Origin of the sequence: Actinoplanes couchii (assembly GCF_016862075.1) — a bacterium.
In the GTDB taxonomy this organism is placed as follows: domain Bacteria; phylum Actinomycetota; class Actinomycetes; order Mycobacteriales; family Micromonosporaceae; genus Actinoplanes; species Actinoplanes couchii.
The window spans coordinates 60168-73922 of the sequence record NZ_BOMG01000097.1; the positions used below are offsets into that span (position 1 = coordinate 60168).

Annotated in this window: 17 protein-coding genes, 1 pseudogene and 1 riboswitch; of the genes and pseudogenes, 6 read left to right on the top strand and 12 right to left on the bottom strand. The window is 69.1% G+C overall.

Translation table 11 applies throughout. The features are described from left to right. Window positions 1-9: 9 nt before the first annotated feature. Window positions 10-111, bottom strand: a pseudogene (locus Aco03nite_RS54845) (hypothetical protein); the annotation flags it as partial. Here Aco03nite_RS54845 and Aco03nite_RS39025 point away from each other — a divergent pair. Together Aco03nite_RS39025 and Aco03nite_RS39030 are read left to right on the top strand one after the other, a co-directional pair. Then, complete coding sequence (locus tag Aco03nite_RS39025; protein ID WP_344317687.1) at window positions 80-811, top strand: EamA family transporter; 732 nt, start codon at window positions 80-82, stop codon at window positions 809-811. The pseudogene Aco03nite_RS54845 and the gene Aco03nite_RS39025 sit on opposite strands and share 32 nt — an antisense overlap. Beyond that, window positions 780-1691 carry a bifunctional helix-turn-helix transcriptional regulator/GNAT family N-acetyltransferase gene (locus Aco03nite_RS39030; protein WP_203805573.1) on the top strand — a complete coding sequence of 304 codons (912 nt, stop codon included), beginning with the start codon at window positions 780-782 and terminating at the stop codon, window positions 1689-1691. The genes Aco03nite_RS39025 and Aco03nite_RS39030 overlap by 32 nt, the downstream gene beginning before the upstream one ends. Here Aco03nite_RS39030 and Aco03nite_RS39035 read toward each other — a convergent pair. After that, window positions 1576-2325 carry a lysophospholipid acyltransferase family protein gene (locus Aco03nite_RS39035; protein ID WP_203805575.1) on the bottom strand — a complete coding sequence of 250 codons (750 nt, stop codon included), beginning with the start codon at window positions 2323-2325 and terminating at the stop codon, window positions 1576-1578. The two genes, Aco03nite_RS39030 and Aco03nite_RS39035, sit on opposite strands and share 116 nt — an antisense overlap. A 140-nt stretch (window positions 2326-2465) precedes the next feature. Between Aco03nite_RS39035 and Aco03nite_RS39040 the strand changes: the two genes are divergently transcribed. Then, window positions 2466-2975: a hypothetical protein gene (locus tag Aco03nite_RS39040; protein WP_203805577.1), complete on the top strand. Its 510-nt coding sequence runs from the start codon at window positions 2466-2468 to the stop codon at window positions 2973-2975. Here the strand turns inward: Aco03nite_RS39040 and Aco03nite_RS39045 are convergent. After that, window positions 2962-3708: a DinB family protein gene (locus Aco03nite_RS39045; protein WP_239145803.1), complete on the bottom strand. Its 747-nt coding sequence runs from the start codon at window positions 3706-3708 to the stop codon at window positions 2962-2964. The genes Aco03nite_RS39040 and Aco03nite_RS39045 overlap by 14 nt on opposite strands. A gap of 51 nt (window positions 3709-3759) precedes the next feature. Further along, window positions 3760-3829: riboswitch (guanidine-III (ykkC-III) riboswitch) on the top strand. A 15-nt stretch (window positions 3830-3844) separates the two neighbouring features. On the opposite strand from Aco03nite_RS39045, the gene Aco03nite_RS39050 reads away from it, so the two are divergent. Next, window positions 3845-4159 carry a DMT family transporter gene (locus Aco03nite_RS39050; protein ID WP_203805579.1) on the top strand — a complete coding sequence of 105 codons (315 nt, stop codon included), beginning with the start codon at window positions 3845-3847 and terminating at the stop codon, window positions 4157-4159. A gap of 45 nt (window positions 4160-4204) precedes the next feature. Here Aco03nite_RS39050 and Aco03nite_RS39055 read toward each other — a convergent pair whose 3' ends face one another. The 4 genes from Aco03nite_RS39055 to Aco03nite_RS39070 all read right to left on the bottom strand — a co-directional run bounded on the left by Aco03nite_RS39055 (window position 4205) and on the right by Aco03nite_RS39070 (window position 6917). Beyond that, complete coding sequence (locus Aco03nite_RS39055) at window positions 4205-4918, bottom strand: hypothetical protein (RefSeq protein ID WP_203805832.1); 714 nt, start codon at window positions 4916-4918, stop codon at window positions 4205-4207. An 87-nt stretch (window positions 4919-5005) separates the two neighbouring features. After that, window positions 5006-5680, bottom strand: a complete 675-nt coding sequence (locus tag Aco03nite_RS39060; RefSeq protein WP_239145804.1) for a VOC family protein — start codon at window positions 5678-5680, stop codon at window positions 5006-5008. A gap of 14 nt (window positions 5681-5694) precedes the next feature. Further along, the gene (locus Aco03nite_RS39065; protein ID WP_203805581.1) at window positions 5695-6438 is read right to left on the bottom strand and encodes a metallophosphoesterase family protein; all 744 of its coding nucleotides are present in this window, start codon (window positions 6436-6438) and stop codon (window positions 5695-5697) included. After that, entirely contained in the window at window positions 6438-6917 is a 480-nt protein-coding gene (locus Aco03nite_RS39070; RefSeq protein ID WP_203805583.1) for a hypothetical protein, read from the bottom strand. The genes Aco03nite_RS39065 and Aco03nite_RS39070 overlap by 1 nt, the downstream gene beginning before the upstream one ends. A gap of 41 nt (window positions 6918-6958) precedes the next feature. Here Aco03nite_RS39070 and Aco03nite_RS39075 point away from each other — a divergent pair, with 41 nt between their 5' ends. After that, window positions 6959-7276 carry a hypothetical protein gene (locus tag Aco03nite_RS39075; protein WP_203805585.1) on the top strand — a complete coding sequence of 106 codons (318 nt, stop codon included), beginning with the start codon at window positions 6959-6961 and terminating at the stop codon, window positions 7274-7276. On the opposite strand, the gene Aco03nite_RS39080 is transcribed toward Aco03nite_RS39075, so the two are convergent. From Aco03nite_RS39080 to Aco03nite_RS39100, 5 genes are all read right to left on the bottom strand, one after another. Beyond that, window positions 7262-8044, bottom strand: coding sequence for a GNAT family N-acetyltransferase (locus Aco03nite_RS39080; RefSeq protein ID WP_203805587.1), 783 nt, complete (start codon window positions 8042-8044; stop codon window positions 7262-7264). The genes Aco03nite_RS39075 and Aco03nite_RS39080 overlap by 15 nt on opposite strands. Before the next feature lie 169 nt (window positions 8045-8213). After that, entirely contained in the window at window positions 8214-9170 is a 957-nt protein-coding gene (locus tag Aco03nite_RS39085; protein WP_203805589.1) for a hypothetical protein, read from the bottom strand. 159 nt (window positions 9171-9329) lie between these two features. Next, window positions 9330-9476 (bottom strand): hypothetical protein, encoded by a 147-nt coding sequence (locus Aco03nite_RS39090; RefSeq protein WP_203805592.1) that lies wholly within the window; start codon window positions 9474-9476, stop codon window positions 9330-9332. 25 nt (window positions 9477-9501) lie between these two features. After that, window positions 9502-10449, bottom strand: a complete 948-nt coding sequence (locus Aco03nite_RS39095; protein ID WP_203805594.1) for a tyrosine-type recombinase/integrase — start codon at window positions 10447-10449, stop codon at window positions 9502-9504. A 1427-nt stretch (window positions 10450-11876) separates the two neighbouring features. Further along, window positions 11877-12833, bottom strand: a complete 957-nt coding sequence (locus Aco03nite_RS39100) for a WD40 repeat domain-containing protein (protein ID WP_203805596.1) — start codon at window positions 12831-12833, stop codon at window positions 11877-11879. Window positions 12834-12940: 107 nt separating this feature from the next. Between Aco03nite_RS39100 and Aco03nite_RS39105 the strand changes: the two genes are divergently transcribed. After that, entirely contained in the window at window positions 12941-13747 is an 807-nt protein-coding gene (locus Aco03nite_RS39105; protein WP_203805836.1) for an SAM-dependent methyltransferase, read from the top strand. Window positions 13748-13755: the final 8 nt, after the last annotated feature.

The following is a 13755-nucleotide window of genomic DNA, read 5'->3' on the forward strand; positions in this document are numbered from 1 at the left end:
CAACTGCCGGACCCGGCGCAGACAGGGGGAGGGGGACAGCCGGCAACGCAACACCGGACTGGCAGCCCTGGGTTTGGCGGTGCTGCTGTGGGCGTCGTTCGCGCTCACCATCCGCGGGATCGGCGGCTCCGGCCTGACCGCGGTCGACGTCGCGGTGCTGCGTTTCGTCACCCCGGTGCTGCTGCTGACGCCCTGGCTGCCACGGGCGGTCCGGGCCGTACGCCGCGAAAGGCCCGGGGTCGTCGCCTGCCTGTGCCTGGCCGGGCTGCCGCACTTCCTGCTCGCCGCCTGGGGCGGCAGCCTGTCCTCCGCGGCGCTGGTCGGGCTGCTGCTGCCCGGCTCGGTGCCACTGTTCGTGGCCCTGATCCACCGGACCCGCCGCGGCATCAACCAGACACTGGCGCTGGCCGCGATCGTCGCCGGGGTCGCTACCCTCCTGACCGCCACCGGGATCCTGCCGTCCCGGCTGACCACCGCCCCGCTACCGGACATCCTGCTGTTCACCGCCCTGCAAGGCGTCGGCACCGGCGTCCTGTCGACGTTGAGCTACGCCTACGCCGTCCGCCGCCTCGGCAGTAGCCTGCCCGCGGTCTGCGGCGCACTCAGCCCGGTCCTGACCACCCTCCTCGCGGTCCCGCTGTTCGGCGAACCGATCACCGCCGGCACCATCGTGGCGCTGACGCTCATCGTCGGCGGGGTGATCGGGTTCCACTCGTCCGTACGGCCAGGACGCGGGCAAGCGTCTGACGTCGGTCACCCGGCGGATCTAGCATCGGCTCGTGGAGGTCGAGCAGATCGAGCGGGTACGTGACTTCAACCGCTACTACACCCAGCGCCTGGGCGTGCTCACCGACCGCCACCTGGGACCGGCCCGGCTACTGACCGAGATCGCCGACCACGGCAGCCTGGACACCGACCATGTGACCCGCCAGCTCGGGGAACTCCACGACCGGGGCCTGATCACCATCGACGGCCGGACCGCCGCACTCACCGACGCCGGCCGCCGCGAATGCGCGATCCTGGACCAGCGCGCCACCGCCGGGATCGCCGCCCTGCTCGGCGAACTCACCGCCGGACAACGCGACCGCCTGGTCGCCGCCCAGGACGAGATCCGCCGCGTGCTGCGCGCCGCCGCCGTCACCGTCGAACCGGTACCACCGGCCTCACCCGCGGCCCGTGCCTGCCTGCAGCGGTACGCCGGCGAACTCGACGCCCTGTTCCCCGAAGGATTCACCACCGGCACCCTGACCCGGCCCGAAGACGTCACCGGCACCCAGCTACTGGCCCTGGAGGACGGCCACCCGGTCGGCTGCGGCATGTGGATCCGCCTCGGCCCGGGCGTCGCCGAGGTCCGGCACCTGTGGGTGGCCGCCGAAGCCCGCGGCCTCGGCCTCGGCCGTAAACTGCTCAGCCGCCTGGAGGTCGACGCCGCCAACCACGGCATCTCCATCATCCGGCTCGGCACCCACCCGCTGCTGACCGAAGCACTCGCCCTGTACCGCACCAGCGGCTACGCCGACATCGGGAACTACAGCGACGTGCCGTACAACCAGTTGGCCTTTGAAAAGGTCCTGGTCAGTCTCGGGGCCGCACCCGTGACGAGTCGTCCGGACGGGACACGTCGACCACCCGTGGCATCCGCATTTCGTCGCGGCGCAGTGGAGTCAGCGCCGCGTCGACCGCCTCCATGATCAGCTGGGTGGCCTGCAACGGCCGCTCGTCGTGCAACTCCACCGGAGCGTCACCGAACCGCACCCGCACCACCGGCCGGGTGAACACCGCCCTCACCAGCGCTCTGGCCAGACCTTTCGGCGCCGCGTACGGCACCACCGCGTGCGTGCCCCACTGCGCGAGCGCCAGCACCGGCGCCCCGGACATCTGCGCCATCCGCGCCGCACCGGTCTTGCCCCGCTCCGGCCACATCCACGGATCCAGGCCGATCCGGCCCTCCGGGTACACCAGCACCACCGACCCCTGCTCCAGAGCCTTCGCCGCGGCCGGCAACGCATCCGCCACGTGGGTGGTGTTGCGGTCGACCCGGATGTGCCCGCAATGCCGCATCAACGACCCCACCACCGGCGCCCGGAACACCCCGCCGGTGGCCATGAACCGCGGCACGATCCCCACCTTGTGACAGGCCGCCGCCACGATCACCGGATCGAACGGGCTGATGTGATTGGCCGCCAGAATGACCGGGCCACCGCGCAACCTCTCCGGCAGCCCACCGGACACTTCCAGACGGGCCAGCGGAAACACCAGCATCCGCGCGACGACGAGCAGCGCACGCCACAACCGCGGCGCCTGCCAGACAGGTGAACTGTTCATGAGGACTGAAATAATGACATGCCACCACCAGACTTCTGCGTCGGCCGACCGGGCACTCGTGGCGGTACCGTTTCCGCTCTTGGCGGTACCGTTTCCCCGAACCCACCCTGACACCGGGCCACTGAACCCACGCTGAACGCATGATCTTCTCCAAGATGCTGGCGGCATCGGTCGCCGCTTTCGTCACCCCCATCCCGGCACCCGCCGCACCCGCCGCGCCCGCCCTCACCGGCGCCCAGCGCGCCGTGCTGATCGAGGCCACCAGCCGGTACCACGACGTCCGCACCGCCCTGGCCGCCGGCTACCTGCGCACCGACATGTGCGTGCCCGGCATGGGCTACCACTACGCCCACCCCGGCTACTCCGCCGACCAGGCCATCGACCCGGTGCTGCCCGAGGTCCTGCTCTACGACCGCAAAGGCCGCCTGCTCGGCATCGAGTACTTCAAAGCCGACGCCGACGGCAGCCTCACGACCGACCCGGACCGGCCCACCCTGTTCGGCAACCGCTTCGACGGGCCGATGACCGGCCACGAGGTCCCGCACGGGCACCCGCCGATGCCGGTGCACTACGACCTGCACGTCTGGCTCTACCAGCTCAACCCGGCCGGTGAACTGGCCACCACCAACCCCCAGGTCACCTGCCCGTGAGCACGTCCAGATCCCGTTCGGCGTACAACCGGTGCTGCCACGTCTCGCTGACCACCGCACCCAGACAGCGGATCACCGGATAGGACCGCGGCTCCGGATAACCCGGCCCGTCCACCGGCGTGGTCATCGACGCCAGCTGCTCGTCGCTCAACCCGGCGAGCAGCTCGCGCACCCCGGCGACCCGCCCGGCCCGCACCTCCAGGATCGCGTCCAGGGACGGCCGCGCCGACCGGTCCCGCGGCACACCCGGGGTGTCCGGCATCTCGTCGTGCGGCAGATCCCACCGGTTCCACGGGATCACCTCACCCTGCACCGCCCGCCGCGCCCACGCGTCGGTCGCGAAGTTCAGATGCCGCAGCGTCTCGACGAACGACCACTCACCACCGACCCGCTCGTGCACCAGCGCCTCGTCCAACCCCCGGGCCCGGTCGATCGTCTGCTCCCACAGGCCCTCCAGGACCGCCCACGCCCGCCGGAACCCGTCGGCGTCGGTGGGCCGCATCAACGCCCGCTGCGGATACCGCCGGTCCAGCTCCGCCTCGATCAACGGCACCACGTCCACCCCGTTGATCCGCACACTGTCCAGCTCACCGTCGATGTCGACGTCGGCCAGCCACGCATCGGTGACCTTCAGCCCGCGCAGGTCGACACCCTTCATCCGGGCCCCACGCAACGACACCATCCGGAAGCTCGCCCCGGACATGTCCTGATCTGAGAAGGTGAAGTCGCCCACCACCACAGCCTGCCCGTCCTGCCGTGCGCCGTCGAGCGGTTACCCTCGGAAACGGCACCGCGTTCCGCGGCCGCCCCGGACGAGTTGCGTGTCGTACCCGGCCTGACAAGACGACCGCCTGCAGAGGTGCATCGTCATGGCCTGGATCGTGCTCGTCATCTCCGGAGTGCTGGAAACCGTCTGGGCCATCGCCCTGGACCGCAGCGCCGGTTTCAGCAAAGCCGCACCCACCGCCGTCTTCGGCGTCGCCCTGGTGCTCAGCATGGCCGGCCTCGGCTACGCCCTGCGCACCATCCCGGTCGGCACCGGTTACGCCGTCTGGGTCGGCATCGGCGCCGTCGGCACCGCCGTCGTCGGGATGGTCGCCCTCGACGAACCCGCGACCGTGCCCCGCATCCTGTGCCTGATGCTCGTGCTCAGCGGCGTCATCGGCCTCAAATACTTCCACTGACCCACCCCTGGGATCCCGGGCGTGATCACCCGGGATCCCGGCGGGTCAGCCCACTTCTCCTAACTCCGCCAGCCGCGCCTCGACCTCGGCCAGCTCGGCCCGCAACCGCTGCGCCTGCTGCTCCGCCTCGGACCGCTCAGCGGCCATGATCTGATCCACCGCCTCCTGCACCCCCGGCACGTCCACCAGCGCCACCATCTTCAGCGCCTCCGCCGGACGAATCACATAAGGCCTGGCCAGGGCTTTCGCGCCCTGGTTCGCTGCGACCGTCCACTCACCCTCGGCGTAGGCCAGCGTCACCGTCAGGCCGGGCGCCGGCTTCGCTTTCGCCGGCCGGGCCGCCGCCTTACGCGGAGCCGGCGGGGGAGCCTCAGTTGTCACCGGTGCGGTTTCCTCACTCTTACGCGGGGCGGGGGCCTTCGACGCCGCCGGTTTCTCGGGCAGCAGCGGCGGCCCGGACAACACCGGCGCCGCCGGCTCCGCAGCCGGCGCCACCACCTTCTTCGGCGGCGGACCCTTCGGAGCGATCCCCAGATCACTGGGGGAGAAGGGCAACTCGTCGCGCCCGAACTTCACCACCACCCACTCGTCGGACACCGCCGGATCCTCCAGCGCCACCACCTGACCGATCTGCCCGGAGATCTGCCCCGCCGACTCGGTGAACTGCACACGGGGCTTGCGCCCGGCCGCCAACGCGTCCCGGATCTGCTGCAACTCCTCCGCGGTCAGCCCACCGGCTTGAACGCCTGCCGCCGTCATCACCCATCCCATCTTCGTACGCCTGTATGAGAGCGGCTTCTTTCTACCAGCCGCCACCGACAACAACCGTGCACCACACCGAAACGATCATGACGAGTACGGATCACGACCGGTCACGCAGTACTCCCGCCCCACCGGATCCCGCAACGTCGTCCAGTCACCCGGCACCCGCCGCACCACCTCCGCACCCGACGCCACATGCCGCCTGACCTCGGCATCCACATCCGTACACGCGAAATCCAGGTGGACTCCGGCGGTCGTTGAACCGGTCCGCTGCAGCAACAGCCGGATGCCCATTCCGGTCGGACGCTCCAGATAGGAGAATTCCGCGAGATCCGACGGCCGCAACGCCCACCCGGTCAGCTCCGACCAGAAACGGCACTCCCTGTCGTACAAATGTTCGGGAATGTCCAGACACACCTGATCCACCACACTCGCCCGCCGCGGCCGCACCGACTCGCCGCCCCACGGCACCAGACAGAACACGATCCCGGCGGGGGAGGACAACACCCTCAACCCCTCTTCGGTACGTACGACCGTCGCCCCCGCCACCTCCACCGCATCCACGTCGTCCACGTGCAGATCCAGATGCGCCCGCGCCGGAGGGTCACCCACCACCTGCACCCGCACACACGCATCCCCCTCGGCGGGCACCAGCGTCGCGAACGTCCCACCACCACGACGCGCCGACAACACCGAGGCGGTCACCGCCACCCAGAACGGCTCCGCCTCCCGCGACGGCGTGTCCAGGAACGCGGTCACCCACCGCACCCCGATCACGGCAGCAGACCCGTCCGCAGAGCCGCACCCACATCACCGCGCCCGAACCCCTCGGTGAACGCAGCCGCCGCCTCCCACGGGTACTCCACCTGCCGGAACTCCACCTCCCACGAACCGGACACGTCATCGACCACCGCGTACCGGGCATGCGGCGTCCCGGCCTCCATCACATGCGGGAACGGCTCGTCACTGTCATACGCCGGCCAGCCCACACTCCCCGGATTCACCAGCAACACGTTGCCCGGCAACCGCAACGACCCCGCCAGATGCGTGTGCCCACACAACAACAGCTCGAAGCCACTCACATCACCGAGCCGGTCCAGGACCTCGTCCAGGGTCGCCGCCCGCGCCCCACCCGACTCCTCGACCGTATGCATCAGATACTGCAGATCATCAGTAGGCGTCCCATGGAACGCGAGGACCCCCGGCACCGGAGACAACGTCGCCGGCAACGACCGCAACCAGTCCAGATGCCGCTCACCCAGCAACTCTTTGGTGACCCGGTCCGACATGCCGATCCGCTCCGGCCCGAACGTCAGCACCTGCCGCTCATGATTACCCGCCACCGTCGGCCAGCCGAGCCCCATCAACCGGTCCGCCGTCTCCACCGGCTGCACATACCCCGACAACAGATCCCCGAGATTGACCGTCAGATCCACCCGCTCCCCGGCAAGAGCCTGCAGCACAGCCTCCAACGCCGGCAGATTCCCATGAACATCAGAGACGACACCCATTCGCATCAGCCCATCCTGCCCGCCCGATCCTCAGGCCGAACCCACCCCGGCGCCTCGTACCCGGGCTCCGCACCCTCGTCGAGACCGATCTCGAACGGGATCAGCGAGATCGCACGCCGACGCCCCTCATGCCGTTCCGCCGCGGCCACCTCACCGAAAACCTCCACCAGACGCCGGCGCTGACCGTCCGACAACCCGCTGGTGAACGCCACACCGTCCTCCAGCACCCGCACCGCCACATCCAGCTCCACCTCCTCGTCCGGGCAGGTCCCCAACCACCACGACAATTCGGCGAACAACTCCACTGCGACCCACAACGGCGGCGCCCCATCGAGACGCTGCGACAACCAGTCCAGACTCCGCCGGACCACGGCCACCGCCCCCGCGTCGACCTCATCCTCCGGATACTCACCGAGCCCGGAGAACGAGCCGGTCACCGCATCACGCAGCAGACCGGCGAGCACGACATCACCATCAGAACCCATGACCGACGACCCTAACGACACCCGTCGTGGATCATGGGGTGATGCCCACCCTGATCGTCGAAGTCCACGTCCCCCTGCTCGCGGCACCGGACGGCACGTACCCCTGGATCGACACCGCCGAAGACTTCCTGGCCGGCCTCGAACAGGACACCGACGGCGCCGAAGACTACGACGACGGCGAACAGCACGGCGACGTCTACCTCTTCTTCCTCACCGGAACCCACCTGGCACCCGTACTCGCGGCGGCATCACACCTGGCCACCCTCGACGGAATACCACCGGGCGCATTCGCCATGATCACCGACGACGACGCCGAAGAATTCGGCCTCGGCCGCCGCATCGAACTACCGGTCACCTGACCCCACTCCACTCGGCGACCACTGGTAGTGCCGCGACGCCGCGATCTCGTGGAAACCGGCACGCCGCAGGATCGGCGCACTGTCCGCCGACGCGTCCACGTGCAACAACCGGAAACCCCGTGCGGACGCCTCCCGCGCACGCTCCGCCAACAGCGCCCGGTACAAACCCCGGCCCTGCCACTGCGGCACCGTCGTACCACCCAGCAACGCCACGAACTCCGTGCCCCGCTCGTAGACCGACCACGCCGTACACACGAACCGTTCACCCGCCTGCGCCACCAGAATCGTGATCTCCTCCGGAGCCGCCTCCACCCGGCCCGCCAGATCAGCCGCCACCCACGAACAGTCGAAACCCCACACTTCGGTCTGCTGCTCCGCGATCCGCCGAAAATCCTCCACCCCGGCCGCCCGCCGCACGATCACCCCGTCCGGCACCACCGATGCTGACGCCACCCCGGCCATCTCGGCCACTTCGTCCGCGAACCCGATCAGCACCGCAGCCGGCGGACCCGCCACAAACCCCGCCGCCACCAGCCGCTCCGCCAGATCCCCCGGCACATCATGATCACGGACCTTCCACTCCACACCCTCACCACGAGCCCGGAAGAACTCCCGCTGCCGAACGATCAACGCATCCAGCTCACCACCCCGAACCCCGACATCACGGGGAGCCCGCACCCGCCCCACATGCGACCCCACCACCCGCACCACCACACCGTCCCGCTCATACCGCACCCCACCCGCAGCCACCCCCGACGGCATCCGCATGTCCCGGTCACATCCCGCAACCCCACAACATCGACCATGCTCACATCCTCCCAACCCGCCCCCGCCGACCACAGACCCGAGCGGAACCACCATTCCGGGATCACAGGCGGACTCATCCACCTCGACCGGATCAGGAATGCGGCTGGCCGCTCGACGCCGATCTGGTAGCTCAGGCAGGCCGCAACCGCGCCGGCTCACGACGATCCGAAGTCAACCGATGGAACGCCCACGTCAGCACCGACACCACCAACACCGCGCCGAACACGTCGGCGGTCAGCGTCAACCAGACGGGCGCCGGCTCATACGGCGGGACCAGGAACGCGCCCGCCGCCGCGGACACCAAGCCCGCACCCCACGCCGCCAGCACATGCGCCTCCGACCGCGCCCACCGCACCACCAACGCCGCCACCACGGCCAGCGTCACCACCCGCAGACCCCAGCCCCGCCAACCCGGACCGTAGAACCAGCCGACCACATGCGCCGCCAGCACCACACCACCCACCACCCACGGACCAGGACCCGACAGCGGGGGAGAGGACACCGGACGCCACCACACCGCAGCCACCACCAGCACCACCGCGGACAACACCACAACACCGAACTGCACGGGGGACACGACACCACCGGCATCCGACCAGATCAGCAGACTGCCCGCCACATACGACACCGCGACCACCACGATCCACCGACCGGACAACCACGACGCCCGCCGCACCCCGGCCCGCGAACACGCCTCCACCACCGCGATCGGCGCGCAGACACTCCACATCACATGATTACCGACGAACTCCACCAACTGCCCGGCACTGAACCCCAACCCCGGCACCCACGTCGCCCGCGCCGCCACACCCTGCCCGGCGAACTCCGTGCCCTCCAACGCCGCGGCATCGAACAACGACTGATCGACCAGACCCGCCTGCACCAGACCGAACGCCACCGCCAGCAACACCACCGACGGCCACCCACCACCACACCGGCGCGCCACCTCACGGATCAACACCGCGGCGCCACCGTAGAGCGGGCCCAGGAACAACACCACCACCGGATAATCAGCCGGCGTGAACCCACCCCACACGCACTCCGCACACCACGTCGCCAACAGCCACAACGCCAGCACTCGCCACATGCGACAACCCTGCCCGCGGCGAGCACCCGCCCACTAGCTACCGAAGTATGCGATCGAAGTCCGGAAGTATCGCCTCCGCCCGGCGGCCGCTGCGACGGCCCGGACCCGACGCAGACCTCGCGGGGCCGCAACGAGAAGCTACGTCAACCCCGTACAAAATCAGTCGTCTTCTTCGTCCTCGTCATCATCGTCGTCGTCCCCGTCGCCGCCCGGACAACCCGTCAGAGTCAGCAACGTCGCGGCCCCACCGGCCACCAGCAGCACCCGGCCGAACAACGTACGCCTGCTGAAGGTCTCCTCAGTCATACCCGGCAGTCTGACAGACCCACCGTCACCCCAACTCGCTCAGAACCCGATTCGTCCGGTTCGCCTGAACCGCCGCACGCTGCTGCTCCGCCGTCACCTCGATGTACGACTGCGACGTCGCCAGGGACGCATGCCCCAGCAACCGCATGATCTCCGACGCGTTCGCCCCGTCCTCCGCCAGCCGCGTCGCGAACGTGTGCCGCAACGCATGCAACTGCGCACCCCGCGGCACCCGGTCACCGATCCCGGCCCGCCGGTAACACGAACTCACCAGGTACTGCAGACCACCGCGCCGCAACGCCGCACCCTGACGATCCACCAGCAGGGGAGCGGTCGACCCCACCCGCCCGAACCGGAACCGCCGCGACTCCAGATACCGCACCACCGCCGCGTCCAGACCGTTCTCGATCGGCACCATCCGCGGCCGGCCACCCTTCCCGGCCACCTCCACCCGGCGCTCCCCGGGCCGCCCACTGATCGACCCCACCCGCAGTGCCAGCATCTCCGACAGCCGTAACCCCGCGCACAGGGCCAGCGCCAGCACCGCGACGTCCCGCTCCGGCCACGGATCACGCTGCGTGTCGTCCTTACGGCTCACCGCCCGTAACAACTCCTCAGGCGTGTCCTCACCCCGCAACGGCTTCGGGATCAGCGCCGTCGTCCGCGGCTTGTCCACCGCCGACATCGGATTACCGGGAATCACCTGCTCGGTGACGAGAAACGTGAAGAACGCATTCCACGACGACCAGGCCCGGGACACGCTGGCGGGGGAGCGGGAACCCGCGAACCGCGCGAACGCCGACCGCAGGACCCGAGGGGAGAGGTCACTCACGGTGAGCGGCGCCGGTTCCAGTTGAGCGAGCACCAGCCGAAGATCACGACGGTACGCATCCAGAGTGTGCACCGACGGTTTCCGAGTGGCCCGAGCCGCCAGGAACTCGTCCACCAACTCGCTGATCAACGCTTGCTGCATAAGGAATATTATGCAGCAACTATCACCGTTTGTGCTGGTCCGACCCATGATCCATCAAACGCTTTGATGCTATAAGCACCGATTCACGGCAAAAATCAACGTCAAACGCCCGCTTTGATACGCCTACCCAGAGCCCCGTGACCCGCCGCATCACCCCGTCCCGCTCGTCGCGCCGCGCACTGCCTCCCAGGGAGGGGAGCCCCCGTCCCAGCCTCCCGATCGGAACCGTTTCCAGGGCTCGACGCCGCTCCGGCACATCGGGGACCAGGCGTTCAGGCTGAAGCCGGGACCGCGGCCGAGCGGAGGAGCGACCGAGCGGCAACCAGCCTTCAGTCAGGCCGGGACGCGGGGCGACCCGCAGCCAAGACCGTGTGGCAACGTCGTCCGGCCGGTCATCCCGCGGCGTCTCTTTGTGGACCGCTCCACGCCGCGTCGAAGTAGCAGCCGGACAACCCGCAGCAGATCACTCGTGCCGCGTCCCGCGAGCCGTGCACTCGAGGCAACTCCCGCCGTGATCACCCGCCCGCGCGCCCTCAAGGGCTTAGCAGGCGGCGTTCCGGCCACCCGCTGGCCACGACTCTCGCCAGCGGCCTTCTTTGTGATCATCTTCCGTCCGAGTCGGCTCCGGTGCGCCGGCCTGCTCATGGTGTCGCCGTTGTTGTGCCGCCCGGGCGGTCGTCGTGCACGCCTGCTGAGCAAGGGCGCGACGGCGCCGGAGTTGCGAGCCGGGCGAGTGCCGGCAATTCCTCGGCCGGTCGTGTCGCATGCCCGCGAATGCGTGTTCAAGAGCGTCTTGGGGAGGGCCTTCCGGGTGCCCTCAAAAAGCTTAGTTGACATAATCTATATTATCGACCTGGAAAATATCGTGCTGGCCAGGCGGTGATCTGCTGAAAACGGCCCGAGTGCCAGACTCCGGCATCCAACGCCAGACGCAGCAGAAACGAGTCACCGAGACGTTCTCGCCGACGGAACTCGTGCGTCAGCGAAACCGTCCTGAGGCCGGGCGTGTAAGCGTCCAGAGCCGCCTGCCGTCGCTCCTGCCGTCCGCCGCGCAATTATCGTGCGAGACGGCTTCGTCGTCCCAGCCGCGCGTGAACCTGACCGGATCCAGCCGCCCGACCGAGTTCGTGGGCGCGCCGCTGAGCCGTGGCGACGTGCCGTCGCGGGATCATCGCTCCCCGCGCCTGGCCGGGGCTGCCACCCCGCAACCCCGAAGCGTCCCGAACCGCACGATGTAAAGCAATATGGCTAAGATGTCCGATTATCCCGTTCCGGTCGACTTCCGGCAGCCCGGCACGACGCGATTATGGGTCGCCTCTCCCCCGCAAGATCACGCGATGCCCTGCTCGGCGAGGCGGAGCGTGGCGGACACCTCGTCGTGCGGATGGGCGTGGACGGCCAGGCTGGTCATCGCCGCTCCCCCGGGTTCAGGGCAGCCGGTAGGTGTCGAAACCGGTTCCGGTGATGACCAGGATGCTCTCGCCATCGGGGGCGGGCAGGGCGGTTCCGGGCTGGTCGCAGGCTTCGACGTCGCTCTCCGGGTACCCGGTGGCCGGGTCGGCGCGCACTACCGACGACCACCCCATGGTGATGATCAGGCGGGCGCTGTCGGGGGTGAAGGCGACGTCCCGGGCGCGGTCGAAGTACTCGATGCGGGTGCTCTCCTGGGTGGTGAGGTCGACGGCGCGGGTCTGGCCGTCGGCGTCGATGGTGGCCAGGTGGAGGCCGTCGGGGCTGTAGGCGAGGGTGTCGATGCCTTCGCCGGAGACGGAGAACTCCTGGTCGAGGCTCCAGTCGGTGGTGTGCCAGGTGCGGAGTTGGTCGCTGTCTCCGCCGGTGGCGAGGCGGGTGCCGTCGGGGCTGAAGGTGAGGGTCCGTGCGGGGGTGGGGAGTTCGTGGATCTGCCGGCCGGTGCGGACGTCCCAGAGGTGGACGGTGCCGTCGCTGGTGGCCAGGAGTGTTCCGTCGGGGCTGAGGGCGGTGGCGGTGGCGGTGGCGGGGATGGTTTGTACGGTCGCTGCGGTTCGCGGGTCGGTCAGGACGATGGCCTGGTCGGTGGTGGTGACCATCAGCTGCCCACTGGGGGTGAATCGCGGGGTGGTGGTCGAGGTGGCCCCGAGTGTGCGTACCGGCGTTCCGGTCTGGGTGTCGTACAGGGTCATGGTGTCGTGGTTCAGGGCCTGCTGTCCGTCGGGGGTCAGTACCCAGGCGGTGGTGGTGCCGGTGGTCGCCGGGACGGTGGTGTCCGGGGTGTCGCACGAGCGTTCGCGTTCCGGTGCCGTGTCGGTGAAACCGGTGACGGCTGCGACGGCGACGGCTCCGGAGGTGCAGACCAGGGCGGAGGCGACGGCGGTGCCGATGATCGTTCGTGTGGTGCGTGCCATCAGCGCGAGGATAGCGAGTGCTGTCATCCTGGGTGATCCGGGCGACGCGGATCGTGTACAAAGGACGGACAGTCAGGTCGGTCGATGCGCGCGGATCGGGGTCATGGATGACGTCTGTCAGTGAAGAGTCGCAGGTTCCCCCCGGGTTGGATCCGAAGATTCCTCATTCGGCCCGGATGTACGACTGGTGGATCGGTGGGAAGGACAATTTCGCCGCCGACCGGGAGCTGGGTGACCGGTTCGCGCAGGCCATTCCGAGTATTCCGGCGATGGCGCGGGAGAACCGGGCGTTCATGCACCGGGTGGTGCGCTACCTGGCGGGGACGGCGGGGATCCGGCAGTTCCTGGACATCGGCACCGGGATTCCGACGCGGCCGAACGTGCACGAGATCGCGCAGAAGATCGCCCCGGAGACCCGGGTGGTGTACGTCGACAACGATCCGCTGGTGTTGTCGCATGCGCGGGCGTTGATGGTCGGGGATCCTGCGGGGTTGACGGCGTACATCGACGCGGATTTCACGAAGCCGGATCAGATACTGGCTGATGAGGATCTGCGGCGGGTGCTGAACCTGGACGAGCCGGTCGGGTTGCTGCTGATCGCGGTGCTGATGCTGGCGCGGGATGCGGACGATCCGTGGGCGGCGGTGCGGGCGTTGCTGGACGCGTTGCCGTCGGGCAGCTATGTGGCGATCACGCATCCGGGTCAGGATTTCGATCCGGCGGCGATGGCGGCGATCGTGGGTGCGGCGACGCAGGCGGGCATGGTGCTGGTGCCGCGGGTGCAGTCGGAGGTGGCGCGGTTCTTCGCGGACTGGGACCTCGTCGAGCCGGGTGTGGTGCCGGTGTCGACGTGGCATCCGGACAAGGAGCCGGGTGACGCGTTCTATTGGGCGGGTCTGGCCCGTAAGCCCTGATCCTGGAT